Here is a 16,482-nt window from a genome sequence, read left to right as displayed (position 1 = left end):
CAGGGCTCAGGCGTCCTTGGACTCCTCGGCCGGGGCCTCGGTGGCCTCGGTCTCGGTGGCCTCGGCGGCCTTGGCCTCGTCGGCCTCCTTGACGGCCCGCTTGGTGGCGGCCTCGGCCTCGCCGACCGCGTTCTGCGCGACGGTGAGGGCCTCCACCAGCTCGATCACGGCCATCGGGGCGTTGTCGCCACGACGGGGACCGATCTTGGTGATGCGGGTGTAACCGCCGGGGCGGTTCTCGTAGCGCGGCGCGATCTCGGTGAAGAGGGTGTGCAGCACCGCAATGTCGGTGATGCTCTGACGCACCAGGCGACGGTTGTGCAGGTCGCCCTTCTTCGCCTTGGTGATCAGCCTCTCCGCCACCGGGCGCAGGCGACGGGCCTTGGCCTCGGTGGTGGTGATGCGGCCGTACTGGAACAGCTCGCGGGCCAGACCGGCCAGCAGCAGACGCTCGTGCGACGGACCGCCGCCGAGACGGGCTCCCTTGGTGGGACGCGGCATGGGGATTCTCTCCTCATATCTCCTGCTCCGGCCGTATCAGGTACCGGAGAGGGCCTGCGGGCACGGTGCCCGCAGGACTTGGCTCATCGGGGGACTGCTCAGTACTGCTCGGTCTCCGCGTAACCGGAGTCGTCCAGGTCGTCGGCGCCGAAGGCGTCGGCCGCCGCGGTGGGGTCGAATCCGGGCGGGCTGTCCTTGAGGGCCAGGCCCATGCCGGCCAGCTTCGCCTTGACCTCGTCGATCGACTTCGCACCGAAGTTGCGGATGTCGAGCAGGTCCGCCTCCGAGCGGGCGACGAGCTCACCCACGGTGTGGATGCCCTCGCGCTTGAGGCAGTTGTAGGAGCGGACGGTGAGCTCCAGCTCCTCGATCGGCAGCGCCAGGTCGGCGGCCAGGGCGGCGTCCGTGGGGGACGGGCCCATGTCGATGCCCTCGGCGTCGACGTTCAGCTCGCGGGCGAGGCCGAACAGCTCGACGAGGGTCTTGCCGGCCGAGGCCATGGCGTCACGGGGACGCATGGCGGGCTTGGTCTCGACGTCGACGATCAGCTTGTCGAAGTCGGTGCGCTGCTCGACACGGGTCGCCTCGACCTTGTAGGTGACCTTGAGCACCGGCGAGTAGATCGAGTCGACCGGGATACGGCCGATCTCCTGGCCGGACTGCTTGTTCTGCACGGCGGAGACATAGCCGCGACCGCGCTCGACGGTCAGCTCCATCTCCAGCTTGCCCTTGCCGTTCAGGGTGGCGAGGACCAGCTCGGGGTTGTGCACCTCGACACCGGCCGGGGGCGCGATGTCGGCGGCGGTGACCACACCCGGGCCCTGCTTGCGCAGGTACATCACGACCGGCTCGTCGTGCTCCGAGGAGACGACCAGCTGCTTGATGTTGAGGATGAGGTCGGTGACGTCCTCCTTGACACCCGGCACGGTGGTGAACTCGTGCAGGACGCCGTCGATCCGGATGGAGGTGACTGCGGCACCCGGGATCGAGGAGAGGAGCGTGCGGCGGAGCGAGTTGCCGAGGGTGTAGCCGAAGCCCGGCTCCAGCGGCTCGATCACGAACCGGGAGCGGAATTCGTCGACGACCTCTTCGGTCAACGAGGGGCGCTGAGCGATCAGCATGAGAGGTGTTCCTCCAGTTGTCTTCGGCACCCGCTATTTGATGCCGATGGACTCAAGCGTACGGGCTCCCCGGGTGAAGGGGAGCCCGTACAGGTGACGCTTGGACCGCGAACCCGGCCGTCGGATCGCCCGGGGCGGCGACGGCGCGGAGTCGGACCCGGCAGCCGCTTCGGCCGAAGCGGCTGCCACAGGGGTCAGACGCGGCGGCGCTTCGGGGGGCGGCAGCCGTTGTGCGGGGTCGGGGTGACGTCCTGGATCGAGCCGACCTCGAGGCCGGTGGCCTGCAGGGAGCGGATCGCGGTCTCACGGCCGGAGCCGGGGCCCTTGACGAAGACGTCGACCTTGCGCATGCCGTGCTCCTGAGCGCGGCGGGCGGCAGCCTCGGCGGCCATCTGCGCGGCGAACGGCGTGGACTTGCGCGAGCCCTTGAAGCCGACGTGGCCGGCGGAGGCCCACGAGATCACGTTGCCGGTCGGGTCGGTGATCGAGACGATCGTGTTGTTGAACGTGCTCTTGATGTGGGCGTGCCCGTGAGCGACGTTCTTCTTCTCCTTGCGGCGCACCTTCTTGGCGCCCGCAGCCTGACGGCCCTTCGGAGGCATAAGTCTGAATCTCCTGATGAGGTGGTCGGTCCGCTACCCGCGGGCCGGAGGGAAGTCCGGTTTGGGGGCGGACTACTTCTTGCCCGGCTTCTTCTTGCCGGCGATGGCGCGACGCGGACCCTTGCGGGTACGGGCGTTGGTGTGGGTGCGCTGGCCGTGGACGGGGAGACCGCGGCGGTGACGCAGACCCTCGTAGCAGCCGATCTCGACCTTGCGGCGGATGTCGGCCTGGACCTCACGGCGGAGGTCACCCTCGACCCGGTAGTTCTCCTCGATCCACTTGCTCAGCTTGACGAGGTCCTCTTCGGCGATGTCGCGGACGCGCACGTCCGGGTTCACGCCGGTCTCGACCAGCGACTGCTGGGCCCGGGTACGACCGATGCCGTAGATGTAGGTGAGGGCGATCTCAATCCGCTTCTCGCGGGGGAGGTCGACGCCGGCGAGGCGTGCCATGGATTGGCTCCTGTGTTTCTTCGGAGGTTTGGCGCGATACCGCTCTCTCTCCGCTCTCGCGGGGAGGGCCCTGGCCTCCGCCAGGGGTGGCGCCCCCATCGGGGACGGGCATCACGTGGGAAAATTCGCGTCGCGCGAAGAGTTACGACCCGTGCAGTCGGGGGATGATCAGCCCTGACGCTGCTTGTGGCGCAGGTTCTCGCAGATCACCATGACCCGGCCGTGGCGGCGGATCACCTTGCACTTGTCGCAGATCTTCTTGACGCTCGGCTTGACCTTCATGGGATTCAGGTTCTCCGGGTCGTGCGCCACGAGAGGGCCGTACCGCTGGGGTACGGCCGTCACGGCGCGAGATCTGGTGTTACTTTTGGCGCCCCTCCCGAACGGTAGGGGTTCCTGTTTCGCTGTGATGCGCCGGGATCGCTCCCGGACTTGCCTTCACTCCACAGGCGTTTCACCTGTCCGCCCGCCCGGCGGCCAGGAAGTCCTACTTGTAGCGGTAGACGATGCGACCGCGGGTGAGGTCGTACGGGCTGAGCTCGACGACGACACGGTCGTCCGGGAGGATCCGGATGTAGTGCATCCGCATCTTTCCACTGATGTGCGCGAGGACCTTGTGCCCGTTCTGGAGCTCCACCTTGAACATGGCGTTCGGCAGAGACTCGATGACGGTGCCCTCGATCTCGATGGCCCCTTGCTTCTTGGGCATAAGGTTCGCTGATCGCCTTCCGGGCTCGACTACCTTGATCGCCTCAACCCGGGCACGGACGTGCCGAAGTCAGGAATGAGCCGACGCGTCAGTCTACTTCAGTGCCCAATCAAACGCGAAACCGGCTCAGGCAAGGGGGTCCGGCGCGGCGGTGATCCCCAGCTCCGCAAGCTTCTCCCGGCCGCCGTCGAAGGCGGTGAGCACCAGCGGGCCCTCCTCGGTCAGCGCCACCGAGTGCTCCCAGTGCGAGGCCCAGGTGCCGTCGTTGGTCTTCACCGTCCACTCGTCCTCGAGCACATGGGTGCGCGGGGTGCCCAGGCTGAGCATCGGCTCGATCGCGAGGCAGAGACCGGGCACCAGCTTGGCCCCGCGGCCGCGGCCGCGGTCGACGTAGTTCAGCAGGTGCGGGTCCATGTGCATGGCCGACCCGATGCCGTGGCCGCCGTAGTCCTCGACGATGCCGTACTTCCCCTTGGGCGGCAGCGGCTGGCGGCGGACATAGGACTCGATGGCCCGGCTGACGTCCTGCAGGCGGTTGCCGCGCTTCATGGCCGCGATCCCGGCCCACATGGAGGCCTCGGTGACCCGGCTGAGCTCGTGCAGCTCCTGGCCGTGGCCCTCGCCGACCAGCACGGTGATCGCCGCGTCGCCGTGCCAGCCGTCGACGATGGCACCGCAGTCGATGGAGATCAGGTCACCGGAGCGCAGCTCCAGGTCGCCGGGGATGCCGTGCACCACCACATCGTTCACCGAGGCGCAGATGGTGCCGGTGAAGCCGTGGTAGCCCAGGAAGTTCGAGGTGGCGCCGTGGTCGGCGATCACCTTGGCGGCGACCGCGTCCAGCTCGCCCGTGGTGGCGCCGGGAACGGCGGCCTCCCGGCACGCCTTGAGCGCCTCGGCGACGACCAGCCCGGCCTCACGCATCTTGGCGATCTGCTCGGGGGTCTTGATCTCTACCATGCGCTCTCGCCTTCCCAGCACTGCGCGTTCCTCGTCCTCACGACTTCATGGATCCCCTCCACGGTACGGCCTCGGGGACCCCGCACATGAGCCGGGCCGTGGCCGCCCCCTGGGGGACTGCCACGGCCCGGCCGTGTGAGCTACTTGCCGCGGAGCGCCTCGATGGCGCGCTCCGTCACCTCGGACACCTTGCCCAGCGCCGGGATGGTCACCAGCAGACCCTGGTCCGCGTAGTACCCGATGATGGGCTCGGTCTTGGAGTGGTACTCCTCCAGGCGGACCCGGACCTTCTCCTCGGTGTCGTCGGTGCGCTGGTAGAGCTCACCGCCGCACTCGTCGCAGACACCGGGCTGCGCCGGGGGGTTGTAGTCCACATGGAAGACATGGCTGCCGTCGTTGCGGCAGAGGCGGCGGCCCGCGATGCGCCGGACCACCTCGTCCTCGGGGACCTCGAGGTCCAGCACCCCGTCCAGCGCTATCCCGGCGTCGGCCAGGATCTCGTCCAGGGCCTTGGCCTGGCCGAGGTTGCGCGGGAAGCCGTCCAGCAGGAAACCCTTGGCGGCGTCGGGCTGCGACATCCGGTCCTTGGCCATCCCGATGGTGATCTCGTCCGGCACCAGCTTGCCCGCGTCCATGTAGGCCTTGGCCTCGAGCCCCAGCGGGGTGCCCTGGCTGATGTTGGCGCGGAACAGGTCTCCGGTGGAGATGTGCGGGATGGAGAGGGTCTTGGCCAGGAGATGGGCCTGCGTTCCCTTACCGGCCCCGGGAGGTCCGACGAGGACGATTCGCATCAGCGGAGGAACCCTTCGTAGTTGCGCTGCTGGAGCTGGCTCTCGATCTGCTTGACAGTTTCGAGGCCGACGCCAACGACGATGAGGATGCTGGTGCCGCCGAACGGGAAGTTCTGGTTGGCCTTGAACGCCACCAGAGCGATCATCGGGATCAGCGCGATGACGCCCAGATAGAGGGAACCCGGCCAGGTGATCCTGGTAAGGACGTAGTTCAGGTACTCCGCCGTGGGGCGGCCGGCCCGGATACCCGGGATGAAGCCACCATACTTCTTCATGTTGTCGGCGACTTCCTCGGGGTTGAAGGAGATCGCGACGTAGAAGAAGGCGAAGAAGACGATCAGGACGAAGTAGATCGCCATGTAGATCGGGTGGTCACCGCGGACGAAGTTGTCCTTCACCCAGACCGCCCACCCCGAGGTCGAACCGGTGAGCTGGACCACCAGCGACGGGATGTAGAGCAGCGACGAGGCGAAGATGACCGGGATGACACCGGCCTGGTTCACCTTGAGCGGGATGTAGGTCGAGGTGCCGCCGAAGGCGCGCCGCCCGATCATCCGCTTGGCGTACTGCACCGGGATCCGGCGCTGGGCCTGCTCCACGAAGATGACCAGGGCGACCACGATCAGGCCGATCGCGATGACGCTGAGGAACTCCACCCAGCCGCCGCCGATCTTGCCCTGGAGCTTGATCGCCCACAGCGAGGACGGGAAGCCGGCCGCGATCGAGGTGAAGATCAGGATCGACATGCCGTTGCCGATGCCGCGGTCGGTGATCAGCTCGCCGAGCCACATGATCACGGTGGTGCCGGCGGTCATGGTGATCACCATGACGGCGATCCGGAAGACCGAGGTGTCGGGGACGATCTGGTCGCCCACCGAGCAGCCGCTGAAGAGCGCGCCGCTGGAGGCCGTGGCCACGATGCCGGTGCCCTGGAGCACGGCCAGCGCGATGGTCAGATAACGGGTGTACTGGGTGATCTTCGCGGTTCCGGCCTGGCCCTCCTTCTTCAGGGCCTCGAGCCGCGGAATCACCACGGTGAGGAGCTGAAGGATGATGCTGGCCGTGATGTAGGGCATGATGCCCAGCGCAAAGATCGTCAGCTGCAGCAGTGCACCGCCGCTGAACAGGTTCACCAGGCCGAAGAGGCCCTGGCTGCCCTTGCTCTCGTTGATGCAGGACTGAACGTTCTGGAAGCTGACGCCCGGGATCGGGATGTGTGCACCGAGCCGGAACAGCACCATGATGCCCAGCGTGAACAGCAGCTTCTTGCGCAGGTCGGGCGTCTTGAACGCCCGCGCGAACGCACTGAGCACGGTGCCTCCTGCGCCTCCCGCACGTCGTCGGCGGAAGGGTCGGTGAAGTTGGGGACCGGTGGCCTTCAGGCAGAGTCTGCGGCCAGCCTACAAGCGGACTCCACGGACTCTAACAGTGCGTGGCCACCCGGAAGAAGCGCGTGGCGCTCCAGATGCCGGGATATCGCCCGACACACGGAACGGGGCCGCCCCTCCTGGGAGGGACGCCCCCGTTCATCTGCTGTCTGCCGAGGTCTCAGATGAGCTCGGTGACGCTGCCACCGGCGGCGGCGATCTTCTCCTTGGCGGAGCCGGAGACGGCGTCCACCGTCACCTGCAGCGCCACGGTGATCTCACCGGTGCCGAGCACCTTGACGAGCTGGTTCTTGCGAACCGCACCCTTGGCGACCAGGTCGGCCACGGTGACCTCGCCACCCTGCGGGTAGAGAGCCGCGAGCTTGTCCAGGTTGACCACCTGGAACTCGACCTTGAAGGGGTTCTTGAAGCCCTTCAGCTTCGGCAGGCGCATGTGGAGGGGCATCTGCCCACCCTCGAAGCGCTGCGGAACCTGGTAGCGGGCCTTGGTGCCCTTGGTACCACGACCAGCGGTCTTACCCTTGGAGCCCTCGCCACGACCCACGCGGGTCTTGGCGGTCTTGGCGCCCGGGGCGGGCCGCAGGTTGTGGATCTTGATCGGGTTGTCGCCCATGTCAGTCCACCTCCTCGACCGTCACGAGGTGACGCACGGTCTGGGCCATCCCGCGGATCTCGGGACGGTCCTCCTTCACCACGACATCGTGCATGCGCTTCAGACCCAGCGAGCGCAGCGTCTCGCGGTGGTTCTGCTTGCTGCCGATGTAGGACTTGGTCTGCGTGATCTTCAGGCGAGCCATCAGGCACTCGCCCCCGCAGCGCGCGCCCGCAGCAGTGCGGCGGGGGCGACGTCCTCAAGCGGCAGGCCGCGGCGGGCGGCGATCTCCTCGGGGCGGACAAGCCCCTTCAGAGCCTCCACCGTGGCGTGCACGATGTTGATCGCATTGTCGGAGCCAAGCGACTTCGACAGGATGTCGTGAACGCCGGCGCACTCCAGAACGGCGCGCACCGGGCCACCGGCGATAACGCCGGTACCGGGGGAAGCCGGCTTCAGCAGCACGACGCCCGCGGCCTTCTCACCCTGGATCGGGTGGGGGATGGTGCCCTGGATACGGGGGACCTTGAAGAAGTGCTTCTTGGCCTCCTCAACACCCTTGGCGATGGCGGCCGGCACCTCCTTGGCCTTGCCGTAGCCGACACCGACGGTGCCGTCGCCATCGCCCACCACGACGAGCGCGGTGAAGCTGAAACGACGACCACCCTTGACAACCTTGGCGACGCGGTTGATCGCGACGACACGCTCGACGTAGGCGGTCTTCTCGACGGCCTGGCCGCCGTCCCGACCGTCCCGCTTACGGTCACGCCGCTCGCCGCCACCGGCGCCGCCACCGCGGCGCTGGGGTCCAGCCATTGGAATTACCTCTCTCGTTTACGTCCGCTAGCTTGCGACGAACGGCTCAGAAGTCGAGCCCGGCCTCACGGGCCGCGTCCGCCAGAGCCGCGATGCGGCCGGCGTAGCGGTTACCCGCACGGTCGAAGACGACCTGCTCGATGCCGGCGGCCTTGGCACGCTCGGCGACCAGAGCGCCGACCTTCTTGGCCTGCTCGGACTTGTCGCCCTCGTTGCCGCGGATCGACACGTCGAGGGTCGACGCCGACACCAGGGTGTGCCCCTGGGCGTCGTCGATGACCTGGGCGACCATGTGGCGGTTCGAGCGGGTCACGACGAGGCGCGGACGCACCTCGCTGCCGACGACGCGCTTGCGAACGCGGATGGCACGGCGCTTGCGGGCGGCACCCTTGTAGGCGTTGCCCTTGCCGATCTTCACACCGACTGCCATGGCTTACTTACCAGCCTTTCCGACCTTGCGGCGGATGACCTCGCCTGCGTACTTGACGCCCTTGGCCTTGTAGGGGTCGGGCTTGCGCAGCTTGCGGATCTTCGCGGCGACCTCGCCGACCTTCTGCTTGTCGATGCCGTCCACGTGGAACTTGGTGGGCGACTCGACCTGGAAGGAGATGCCCTCGGGGGCCTCGACAAGGATCGGGTGGCTGTAACCCAGGGAGAACTCCATGGCGGAGCCCTTAGCGGCTACGCGGTAACCGACACCGCTGATCTCGAGCGACTTGCGGTAGCCCGCGGTCACGCCGGTGATCATGTTCGCCACCAGCGTGCGGCTCAGGCCGTGCAGGGCCTTCGACATACGCTCGTCGTTCGGACGCGAGACGACAAGGTTGCCGTCCTCGCCCTTGCCGATCTCGATCGGCGCGGCGACGGTGTGGGAGAGGGAACCCTTGGGCCCCTTCACCGAGACCGTCCGGCCATCGATGGTGACGTCCACGCCGGCGGGAACCGGGATGGGCAGCCGTCCAATTCGCGACATGGCTATACCTCCGTTTCCCGAATTACCAGACGTAGGCGAGGACTTCCCCACCCACGCCCTTCTTGGCGGCCTGCTGGCCGGTCAGGAGGCCCTGGGACGTCGAGATGATCGCGACACCCAGGCCGCCGAGGACCTTCGGCAGGTTGGTGGACTTTGCGTAGACCCGCAGGCCCGGCTTGCTGATGCGCTTGATACCGGCGATCGAGCGCTCACGGTTGGGGCCGAACTTGAGCTCGATGGTCAGCTTCTTGCCGACCTCGCCCTCCTGCGGCTCCTCGACCTTCCAGCCGGAGATGTAGCCCTCCTGCTGGAGGATCTCGGCGATGTGCGACTTGATCTTGCTCGCCGGCATGGCCACGGAGTCGTGGTAAGCCGAGTTCGCGTTACGCAGACGGGTCAGCATGTCTGCGATCGGGTCGGTCATGGTCATGATGGCCTTAGGCCTCTCTCACCGCGGTTTCCGACAGCGCGCAGCCCGCCCCGAAAGGAGCGTGATAGGCGCGGCAGGGACCTGCGGTGTAGTAAGACGTATCCGGGCAACAGGGGCCCGACCCCACTACCTTACGGGACTCGCAGGCGAGTCCCCAAAACGCAGTGGGGCCGGGTCCCCGAGTGTTACCAGGAACTCTTGGTCACGCCCGGCAGCTCGCCGCGGTGGGCCATCTCACGGAGGCACACACGGCAGAGGCCGAACTTGCGGTACACGGAGTGCGGACGGCCACAGCGCTGGCAGCGGGTGTAGCCGCGAACGCCGAACTTCGGCTTGCGCTCCGACTTCGCGATGAGGGACTTCTTCGCCACGGTCAGTTCTCCTTGAACGGGAAGCCGAGGGCGCGCAGCAGCGCCCGGCCCTCGTCGTCAGTCTGGGCGGTGGTGACAACGGTGATGTCCATGCCCCGCTGACGGTCGACCTTGTCCTGGTCGATCTCGTGGAACATGACCTGCTCGGTCAGACCGAACGTGTAGTTGCCACGGCCGTCGAACTGCTTCGGCGACAGACCACGGAAGTCGCGGATACGCGGCAGCGCCAGCGACACCAGACGGTCCAGGAACTCCCACATGCGGTCACCGCGGAGGGTGACGTGGGTGCCGATCGGCTGGCCCTCGCGCAGCTTGAACTGCGCGATGGACTTACGGGCCTTGGTCACGGCCGGCTTCTGACCGGTGATCGCGGTGAGGTCGCGGATCGCGCCCTCGATCAGCTTGCTGTCACGGGCAGCCTCGCCGACACCCATGTTGACCACGACCTTGACCAGGCCGGGGATCAGCATGACGTTGTCGTAGGAGAACTGCTCCTGCAGCTGACCCTTGATCTCAGCGCGGTACCGCTCCTTGAGGCGCGGCTGCACCTTCTCGACAGTGGTCTCGCTCATCAGATGTCCTCACCGGTCCGCTTGGCAACGCGGATCTTGTTGCCCTCGTCGTCGAAGCGGTAACCGACGCGAGTGACGACCTTCTTGCCGTCCTTCTCCACAACCAGCTGAACGTTGCTGACGTGGATCGGGGCCTCGGTGGTCACGATGCCGCCGGTCTGGGAACCACGGGCGGTCTGGCCGACCTTGGTGTGCTTCTTGACCCGGTTGACACCCTCGACGAGGACGCGCTGCTCGGCGGGGAAGGCCTGAATGACCTTGCCCTGCTTGCCCTTGTCCTTGCCGGTGATGACCTGGACCAGGTCACCCTTCTTGATCTTCATGCCTGCCATCGGTTAGAGCACCTCCGGCGCGAGCGAGATGATCTTCATGAACTTCTTCTCGCGCAGCTCACGGCCCACGGGGCCGAAGATGCGGGTGCCACGGGGGTCACCGTCGTTCTTGAGGATGACGGCGGCGTTCTCGTCGAAGCGGATGTAGGAACCGTCGGGACGACGGCGCTCCTTCACGGTCCGCACGACGACAGCCTTGATGACGTCGCCCTTCTTCACATTGCCACCGGGGATCGCGTCCTTGACGGTAGCCACGATGACGTCCCCGATGCCCGCGTAGCGCCGGCCGGAGCCACCGAGAACGCGGATGCAGAGAATCTCCTTGGCACCCGTGTTGTCGGCGACTCGCAGTCGCGACTCCTGCTGGATCACGTCTTTCTCCTGATCGTCAACGTCACGCTGACCGGGCCGGCCTGCTGCTCACACGGACTCTCTCCGTGCACATACAGGCCGCGGCCCAATCTGCGGTCGTTACTTGGCCTTCTCGAGGATCTCGACGACGCGCCAGCGCTTCGTCGCGGACAGCGGCCGGGTCTCCATGAGGAGGACACGGTCGCCGACGCCGCAAGCGTTCTGCTCGTCGTGCGCCTTCAGCTTGTTCGTACGGCGGATGACCTTGCCGTACAGAGCGTGCTTGACGCGGTCCTCGACGGCGACGACGACGGTCTTGTCCATCTTGTCGCTGACGACCAGACCCTCACGGGTCTTGCGGAAACCGCGCGCCTCAGTCTCGTTCACATTCTCAGTCATCAGGCGCTCTCCACCGTTTCGATGCCCAGCTCGCGCTCGCGCATCAGGGTGTAGATCCGCGCGATGTCCTTACGGACGAGCTTCAGCCGTCCGTGGTTTTCGAGCTGCCCGGTCGCCGCCTGGAAGCGGAGGTTGAACAGCTCCTCCTTCGCCTCACGCAGCTTGCCGACGAGCTCCTCGTCGGCGAGACCGCGAAGCTCAGCAGCCTTGGTGCCGGCCGACATCAGCTCTCACCTGCCTCGCGCCGGACAATCCGGCACTTCATCGGAAGCTTGTGGGCGGCGCGGGTCAGCGCCTCCTTGGCAACCTTCTCGTTCGGGTAGGACAGCTCGAACATCACCCGTCCCGGGTGGACGTTCGCGACCCACCACTCCGGAGAACCCTTACCGGAACCCATGCGGGTCTCGGCAGGCTTCTTGGTGAGCGGGCGGTCCGGGTAGATGTTGATCCAGACCTTGCCGCCACGGCGGATGTGACGGGTGATGGCGATACGAGCGGACTCGATCTGCCGGTTCGTCACATAGGCCGGGGTGACAGCCTGGATGCCGTACTCGCCGAACGCGAGCTCAGTGCCGCCCTTGGCAGCGCCACGCCGCTTGGGGTGGTGCTGCTTGCGGTGCTTGACCCTGCGAGGGATCAGCATTGGGTCAGGCCTCCGTTCCAGTGTTCTCGGCAGCCGGCGCCTCGACAGCGGCGGCGGTCGGGGCCTGAGCCTCGCCACCCTGCTGCGGACGACGGCCACGACCGCCACGCTCGCCACCGCGACCGCCGCGAGCCGGACGCTCGGCACCGGCGCCACGGGGCGGACGGTTGCCGGCGCGGGCGGCGGCGTTCTCGGCGCGGACCTCGGCGATGTTCTTGACGTCGCCCTTGTAGATCCAGACCTTCACACCGATGCGGCCGAAGGTGGTACGGGCCTCGAAGAAGCCGTAGTCCACGTTGGCGCGCAGGGTGTGCAGCGGCACACGGCCTTCGCGGTAGAACTCCGAGCGGGACATCTCGGCGCCGCCGAGACGACCGGAGCACTGGACCTTGATGCCCTTGGCGCCCGACTTCATGGTGCCCTGCATGCTCTTGCGCATGGCACGACGGAAGGAGACGCGGGAGGACAGCTGCTCAGCAACACCCTGGGCAACCAGCTGGGCGTCCATCTCGGGGTTCTTGACCTCGAGGATGTTCAGCTGGACCTGCTTGCCGGTGAGCTTCTCCAGGTCGCCGCGGATGCGGTCGGCCTCGGCGCCGCGGCGGCCGATGACGATGCCCGGACGAGCGGTGTGGATGTCGACGCGGACGCGGTCACGGGTGCGCTCGATCTCCACCTTGGAGATGCCCGCGCGCTCCATGCCCTTCGTCATCATCCGGCGGATGGCGACGTCTTCCTTGACGTAGTCCTTGTACAGCTTGTCGGCGTACCAGCGGGACTTGAAGTCCGTGGTGATGCCGAGCCGGAACCCGTGCGGGTTAACCTTCTGGCCCATTACCGGGTCCCTTCCTTGCTGCTGACGACCACAGTGATGTGGCTGGTCCGCTTGCGGATCCGGTAGGCGCGGCCCTGGGCGCGCGGCCGGAACCGCTTCAGGGTCGGGCCCTCGTCGACGTACGCCTCGGTGACGTAGAGGTCGTCCACATTGTTGTGGTTGTAGTTGTGCACGGCGTTGGCGATGGCGCTGTCAAGCACCTTGCCGACCGGCACGGTGGCGGCCTGCGGAGCGAAACGCAGGACGGCCTGGGCCTCCGTGGCACTCATGCCACGGATGAGGTCCACCACGCGGCGGGCCTTCATGGGCGTGACGCGGATGTACCGCGCCTGGGCCCTGGCTTCCATGGTTGTCCCCTTGTTGATGGTGTCAGTCATCGATCTTCGCTATTCCGCAGATCAGCGACGACGCGACTTGCGGTCGTCCTTCTCGTGGCCGCGGAAGGTGCGGGTCGGCGCGAACTCGCCGAGCTTGTGGCCGACCATCGACTCGGTGACGAACACCGGGACGTGCTTGCGGCCGTCGTGCACCGCGATCGTGTGCCCGAGCATGGACGGCACGATCATCGAGCGACGGGACCAGGTCTTGATGACGTTCTGGGTACCGGCCTCGTTCTGTACGTCCACCTTCTTGCTCAGGTGGTCGTCGACGAAGGGCCCCTTCTTGAGACTGCGCGGCATCTAACCTGCTCCTAGCGCTTCTTGTTGGTCTTGCGGCGGCGCACGATGAGCTTGTCCGAGGCCTTGTTCGGGCGACGGGTACGGCCCTCGGGCTTGCCCCACGGCGAGACCGGGTGGCGACCACCGGAGGTCTTGCCCTCACCACCACCGTGCGGGTGGTCGATCGGGTTCATTGCCACACCACGCACGGTCGGGCGGACGCCCTTCCAGCGCATACGGCCGGCCTTGCCCCAGTTGATGTTCGACTGCTCGGCGTTGCCGACCTCGCCGACGGTGGCGCGGCAGCGCACGTCGACCAGGCGGATCTCGCCGGAGGGCATACGGAGGTGCGCCATGCGCCCCTCCTTGGCCAGCAGCTGGATGCTCGCACCGGCGGAGCGGGCCATCTTGGCGCCGCCGCCGGGACGCAGCTCCACTGCGTGGATGACGGTACCCACCGGGATGTTGCGAAGCGGCAGGTTGTTGCCCGGCTTGATGTCGGCGCCGGCGCCGTTCTCGACCCGGTCGCCCTGCTGCAGCTTGGCCGGGGCCAGGATGTAGCGCTTCTCGCCGTCCGCGTAGTGGAGCAGCGCGATGCGAGCGGTGCGGTTGGGGTCGTACTCGATGTGCGCGACCTTGGCCGGCACGCCGTCCTTGTCGTGGCGACGGAAGTCGATCACGCGGAAGGCGCGCTTGTGGCCGCCACCCTGGTGACGAGCGGTGACACGACCGGCGTTGTTACGGCCGCCCTTGCTGTGCAGGGGGCGAACCAGCGACTTCTCCGGCGTGGACCGCGTGATCTCGACAAAGTCGGCGACGCTGGAACCACGACGGCCCGGGGTCGTCGGCTTGTACTTGCGGATGCCCATGGCTTCTTTCGTCCTCGTCCGTATCGACGATCCGATGCTCCGTTAGGAGACCGGACCACCGAAGATGTCGATGCGGCTGCCCTCGGCCAGGGTCACGACGGCGCGCTTGGTGTCCTTGCGCTTGCCGAAACCGGTCTTGGTGCGCTTGCGCTTACCCTGCCGGTTGATCGTGTTGACCGCGGTGACCTTGACCGAGAAGACGGCCTCGACCGCCTGCTTGATCTGGGTCTTGTTGGAGCCCGGCGCCACGATGAACGTGTACTTGTTCTCGTCGAGGAGGCTGTAGCTCTTCTCGGAGATAACCGGCTTCACCAGCACGTCGCGGGGGTCCGTGAACGTCTTGGAGGTGATCTGCTGCTCGCTCATCAGGCGGCGCTCCCTTCGAGCTCGCCCTCGGACGCGACGGCCTTGGCGGACGCGGCCGGACCGGCCACGAAGCGCTCGAAGGCGGCCTGGGTGAAGACCACATCGTCGGAGACGAGCACGTCGTACGTGTTCAGCTGACCCGCGTCCAGGATGTGCACCGACGGCAGGTTGCGAGCCGACTTGATCGCCACCTCGTCGTCGCGCTCGACAACGAGGAGGACGTTCTTGCGCTCGCTGATCTTGCCGAACAGCTCACGGACAGCCTTGGTGGAAGGCTGCTCGGCCGCGATCACACCGGTGACGACGTGGATGCGGTTGTGGCGGGCCCGGTCGGTGAGGGCACCGCGCAGCGCGGCGGCCTTCATCTTCTTCGGGGTCCGCTGCGAGTAGTCGCGCGGCACGGGACCGTGCACGACGCCACCACCGGCGAACTGCGGCGCACGGGTCGAGCCCTGACGGGCGCGGCCGGTGCCCTTCTGGCGGTACGGCTTCTTGCCACCGCCGCGGACCTCGCCACGGGTCTTCGCCTTGTGGGTGCCCTGACGGGCAGCGGCCAGCTGGGCGACGACGACCTGGTGGATCAGCGGAATGCTGACCTTGGCGTCGAAGATCTCGGCAGGCAGCTCGACGGAGCCGGCCTTCTCGCCCGCGGGCGAGAGGATGTCAATGGTGCTCATCTGCTTCAGGCCCCCTTGGCCGCGGTGCGGACCAGGACGAGGCCGCCGTTCGGACCAGGGATTGCGCCCTTGATGAGCAGCAGGCCCTTCTCCGCGTCAACGGCGTGAACGGTCAGGTTCTGGGTGGTCACACGCTCGTGGCCCATACGGCCCGCCATGCGGAGGCCCTTGAACACGCGGCCCGGGGTGGCGCAGCCACCGATGGAGCCGGGGGAGCGGTGCTTGCGCTGCGTGCCGTGTCCGGCGCCCAGGCCCTTGAAGCCGTGGCGCTTCATGACACCGGCGGTGCCCTTGCCCTTGCTGGTGCCGGTCACGTCGACCTTGATGCCGGCCTCGAACACCTCAGCGGTGATCTCCTGGCCCAGCGTGTACTCGGACGCGTCAGCGGTACGCAGCTCGACCAGGTGGCGGCGGGGAGTCACGCCGGCCTTGGCGAAGTGGCCCTGAAGGGGCTTGTTCACCTTGCGCGGGTCGATCTCGCCGAAGCCGATCTGCACCGAGTCGTAGCCGGTGGTGTCAGCGGTGTGGACCTGGGTCACGACATTGGGCCCGGCCTTGACGACGGTCACCGGAACGATCCGGTTGTTCTCGTCCCAGACCTGGGTCATGCCGAGCTTCTCGCCCAGGATGCCCTTAATCTGCTTAGCCATCTTCGGTGCGCCTCTCAGAGCTTGATCTCGATGTCGACACCGGCCGGCAGGTCGAGACGCATCAGCGAGTCAACCGTCTTCGGCGTGGGGTCGAGGATGTCGATCAGGCGCTTGTGCGTACGCATCTCGAAGTGCTCGCGCGAGTCCTTGTACTTGTGCGGCGAGCGGATGACGCAGTACACGTTCTTCTCAGTGGGCAGCGGCACCGGGCCCGCGACCTGCGCACCAGTACGGGTGACGGTCTCGACGATCTTCTTCGCCGAGGAGTCGATCACCTCGTGGTCGTAGGCCTTGAGCCGGATGCGGATCTTCTGTCCCGCCATGGCTACTTCGTAGTCCTTGTCTGTCGTCTTGCTGCTACAGCGCCCGATTGGCCGTTCGTCCGACCCACGCGGTCGGGCGTGTCGCACTCCCGCTCGCAG

The 16,482-nt window shown here is 67.0% G+C and carries 30 protein-coding genes; all 30 read right to left on the bottom strand.

All coding sequences use genetic code 11. The annotated features are described in order from the left end of the window. Nucleotides 1-6 precede the first annotated feature (6 nt). Complete coding sequence (rplQ, locus tag AB0761_RS22205; protein ID WP_377270849.1) at nt 7-501, bottom strand: 50S ribosomal protein L17; 495 nt, start codon at nt 499-501, stop codon at nt 7-9. A 98-nt stretch (nt 502-599) separates the two neighbouring features. Further along, nucleotides 600-1,622 carry a DNA-directed RNA polymerase subunit alpha gene (locus AB0761_RS22200; RefSeq protein WP_055585118.1) on the bottom strand — a complete coding sequence of 341 codons (1,023 nt, stop codon included), beginning with the start codon at nt 1,620-1,622 and terminating at the stop codon, nt 600-602. A 194-nt stretch (nt 1,623-1,816) separates the two neighbouring features. Further along, complete coding sequence (gene rpsK, locus AB0761_RS22195; RefSeq protein WP_037575384.1) at nt 1,817-2,224, bottom strand: 30S ribosomal protein S11; 408 nt, start codon at nt 2,222-2,224, stop codon at nt 1,817-1,819. 72 nt (nt 2,225-2,296) lie between these two features. Then, nucleotides 2,297-2,677, bottom strand: coding sequence for a 30S ribosomal protein S13 (gene rpsM / locus AB0761_RS22190; RefSeq protein WP_377270848.1), 381 nt, complete (start codon nt 2,675-2,677; stop codon nt 2,297-2,299). A 168-nt stretch (nt 2,678-2,845) separates the two neighbouring features. Further along, nucleotides 2,846-2,959, bottom strand: a complete 114-nt coding sequence (gene rpmJ, locus AB0761_RS22185) for a 50S ribosomal protein L36 (protein ID WP_009740505.1) — start codon at nt 2,957-2,959, stop codon at nt 2,846-2,848. Between the two features lie 205 nt (nt 2,960-3,164). Then, nucleotides 3,165-3,386, bottom strand: a complete 222-nt coding sequence (gene infA / locus AB0761_RS22180) for a translation initiation factor IF-1 (RefSeq protein ID WP_014144336.1) — start codon at nt 3,384-3,386, stop codon at nt 3,165-3,167. 126 nt (nt 3,387-3,512) lie between these two features. Continuing rightward, nucleotides 3,513-4,346, bottom strand: coding sequence for a type I methionyl aminopeptidase (gene map, locus AB0761_RS22175; protein WP_377270847.1), 834 nt, complete (start codon nt 4,344-4,346; stop codon nt 3,513-3,515). 140 nt (nt 4,347-4,486) lie between these two features. Further along, complete coding sequence (locus AB0761_RS22170; RefSeq protein ID WP_377270846.1) at nt 4,487-5,137, bottom strand: adenylate kinase; 651 nt, start codon at nt 5,135-5,137, stop codon at nt 4,487-4,489. Beyond that, on the bottom strand, nt 5,137-6,450 hold the full coding sequence (gene secY, locus AB0761_RS22165) for a preprotein translocase subunit SecY (RefSeq protein WP_377270845.1): 1,314 nt from the start codon (nt 6,448-6,450) through the stop codon (nt 5,137-5,139). Before secY ends, AB0761_RS22170 begins: the two co-directional genes overlap by 1 nt. 235 nt (nt 6,451-6,685) lie before the next feature. Next, on the bottom strand, nt 6,686-7,138 hold the full coding sequence (rplO, locus tag AB0761_RS22160) for a 50S ribosomal protein L15 (RefSeq protein ID WP_377270844.1): 453 nt from the start codon (nt 7,136-7,138) through the stop codon (nt 6,686-6,688). A 1-nt stretch (nt 7,139) separates the two neighbouring features. Next, nucleotides 7,140-7,322 carry a 50S ribosomal protein L30 gene (gene rpmD, locus AB0761_RS22155; protein ID WP_030300409.1) on the bottom strand — a complete coding sequence of 61 codons (183 nt, stop codon included), beginning with the start codon at nt 7,320-7,322 and terminating at the stop codon, nt 7,140-7,142. After that, a complete protein-coding gene (gene rpsE, locus AB0761_RS22150; RefSeq protein ID WP_055585125.1) occupies nt 7,322-7,933 on the bottom strand; it encodes a 30S ribosomal protein S5 in 612 nt (203 codons plus the stop codon). The genes rpmD and rpsE overlap by 1 nt, the downstream gene beginning before the upstream one ends. A gap of 46 nt (nt 7,934-7,979) precedes the next feature. Next, the gene (gene rplR / locus AB0761_RS22145; protein WP_377270842.1) at nt 7,980-8,363 is read right to left on the bottom strand and encodes a 50S ribosomal protein L18; all 384 of its coding nucleotides are present in this window, start codon (nt 8,361-8,363) and stop codon (nt 7,980-7,982) included. Nucleotides 8,364-8,366: 3 nt separating this feature from the next. After that, nucleotides 8,367-8,906: a 50S ribosomal protein L6 gene (rplF, locus tag AB0761_RS22140; RefSeq protein ID WP_055585127.1), complete on the bottom strand. Its 540-nt coding sequence runs from the start codon at nt 8,904-8,906 to the stop codon at nt 8,367-8,369. 22 nt (nt 8,907-8,928) lie between these two features. Continuing rightward, on the bottom strand, nt 8,929-9,336 hold the full coding sequence (gene rpsH, locus AB0761_RS22135; protein ID WP_055585128.1) for a 30S ribosomal protein S8: 408 nt from the start codon (nt 9,334-9,336) through the stop codon (nt 8,929-8,931). Nucleotides 9,337-9,521: 185 nt separating this feature from the next. Then, nucleotides 9,522-9,707, bottom strand: a complete 186-nt coding sequence (locus tag AB0761_RS22130; RefSeq protein ID WP_055585129.1) for a type Z 30S ribosomal protein S14 — start codon at nt 9,705-9,707, stop codon at nt 9,522-9,524. Nucleotides 9,708-9,709: 2 nt separating this feature from the next. Then, nucleotides 9,710-10,279 (bottom strand): 50S ribosomal protein L5, encoded by a 570-nt coding sequence (rplE, locus tag AB0761_RS22125; RefSeq protein WP_377270840.1) that lies wholly within the window; start codon nt 10,277-10,279, stop codon nt 9,710-9,712. Next, a complete protein-coding gene (rplX, locus tag AB0761_RS22120) occupies nt 10,279-10,602 on the bottom strand; it encodes a 50S ribosomal protein L24 (protein ID WP_377274259.1) in 324 nt (107 codons plus the stop codon). Before rplX ends, rplE begins: the two co-directional genes overlap by 1 nt. 12 nt (nt 10,603-10,614) lie before the next feature. After that, nucleotides 10,615-10,983, bottom strand: a complete 369-nt coding sequence (gene rplN / locus AB0761_RS22115) for a 50S ribosomal protein L14 (RefSeq protein WP_055585131.1) — start codon at nt 10,981-10,983, stop codon at nt 10,615-10,617. A 99-nt stretch (nt 10,984-11,082) separates the two neighbouring features. Then, nucleotides 11,083-11,361, bottom strand: a complete 279-nt coding sequence (gene rpsQ / locus AB0761_RS22110) for a 30S ribosomal protein S17 (RefSeq protein WP_111489786.1) — start codon at nt 11,359-11,361, stop codon at nt 11,083-11,085. Continuing rightward, nucleotides 11,361-11,585, bottom strand: coding sequence for a 50S ribosomal protein L29 (gene rpmC, locus AB0761_RS22105; protein WP_377270839.1), 225 nt, complete (start codon nt 11,583-11,585; stop codon nt 11,361-11,363). Before rpmC ends, rpsQ begins: the two co-directional genes overlap by 1 nt. Continuing rightward, entirely contained in the window at nt 11,585-12,004 is a 420-nt protein-coding gene (rplP, locus tag AB0761_RS22100) for a 50S ribosomal protein L16 (protein WP_111489784.1), read from the bottom strand. Before rplP ends, rpmC begins: the two co-directional genes overlap by 1 nt. A 4-nt stretch (nt 12,005-12,008) precedes the next feature. Beyond that, complete coding sequence (gene rpsC / locus AB0761_RS22095) at nt 12,009-12,839, bottom strand: 30S ribosomal protein S3 (RefSeq protein WP_377270837.1); 831 nt, start codon at nt 12,837-12,839, stop codon at nt 12,009-12,011. Continuing rightward, the gene (rplV, locus tag AB0761_RS22090) at nt 12,839-13,186 is read right to left on the bottom strand and encodes a 50S ribosomal protein L22 (RefSeq protein WP_377274258.1); all 348 of its coding nucleotides are present in this window, start codon (nt 13,184-13,186) and stop codon (nt 12,839-12,841) included. The genes rpsC and rplV overlap by 1 nt, the downstream gene beginning before the upstream one ends. A gap of 51 nt (nt 13,187-13,237) precedes the next feature. Further along, nucleotides 13,238-13,519 carry a 30S ribosomal protein S19 gene (rpsS, locus tag AB0761_RS22085; protein ID WP_377270836.1) on the bottom strand — a complete coding sequence of 94 codons (282 nt, stop codon included), beginning with the start codon at nt 13,517-13,519 and terminating at the stop codon, nt 13,238-13,240. Nucleotides 13,520-13,530: 11 nt separating this feature from the next. Next, nucleotides 13,531-14,367, bottom strand: a complete 837-nt coding sequence (gene rplB / locus AB0761_RS22080; protein ID WP_055585137.1) for a 50S ribosomal protein L2 — start codon at nt 14,365-14,367, stop codon at nt 13,531-13,533. Nucleotides 14,368-14,409: 42 nt separating this feature from the next. Beyond that, nucleotides 14,410-14,733: a 50S ribosomal protein L23 gene (gene rplW, locus AB0761_RS22075; protein ID WP_055585138.1), complete on the bottom strand. Its 324-nt coding sequence runs from the start codon at nt 14,731-14,733 to the stop codon at nt 14,410-14,412. Next, the gene (gene rplD, locus AB0761_RS22070) at nt 14,733-15,410 is read right to left on the bottom strand and encodes a 50S ribosomal protein L4 (RefSeq protein ID WP_377270834.1); all 678 of its coding nucleotides are present in this window, start codon (nt 15,408-15,410) and stop codon (nt 14,733-14,735) included. Before rplD ends, rplW begins: the two co-directional genes overlap by 1 nt. 5 nt (nt 15,411-15,415) lie before the next feature. Further along, nucleotides 15,416-16,060, bottom strand: a complete 645-nt coding sequence (gene rplC / locus AB0761_RS22065) for a 50S ribosomal protein L3 (protein ID WP_377270832.1) — start codon at nt 16,058-16,060, stop codon at nt 15,416-15,418. A 14-nt stretch (nt 16,061-16,074) separates the two neighbouring features. Then, complete coding sequence (gene rpsJ, locus AB0761_RS22060; RefSeq protein ID WP_020549238.1) at nt 16,075-16,383, bottom strand: 30S ribosomal protein S10; 309 nt, start codon at nt 16,381-16,383, stop codon at nt 16,075-16,077. Nucleotides 16,384-16,482 lie beyond the last annotated feature (99 nt).

It is taken from the genome of Peterkaempfera podocarpi (genome assembly GCF_042466665.1).
GTDB classification, from domain to species: domain Bacteria; phylum Actinomycetota; class Actinomycetes; order Streptomycetales; family Streptomycetaceae; genus Peterkaempfera; species Peterkaempfera podocarpi.
This window is presented reverse-complemented; position numbering and strand designations above follow the sequence as displayed.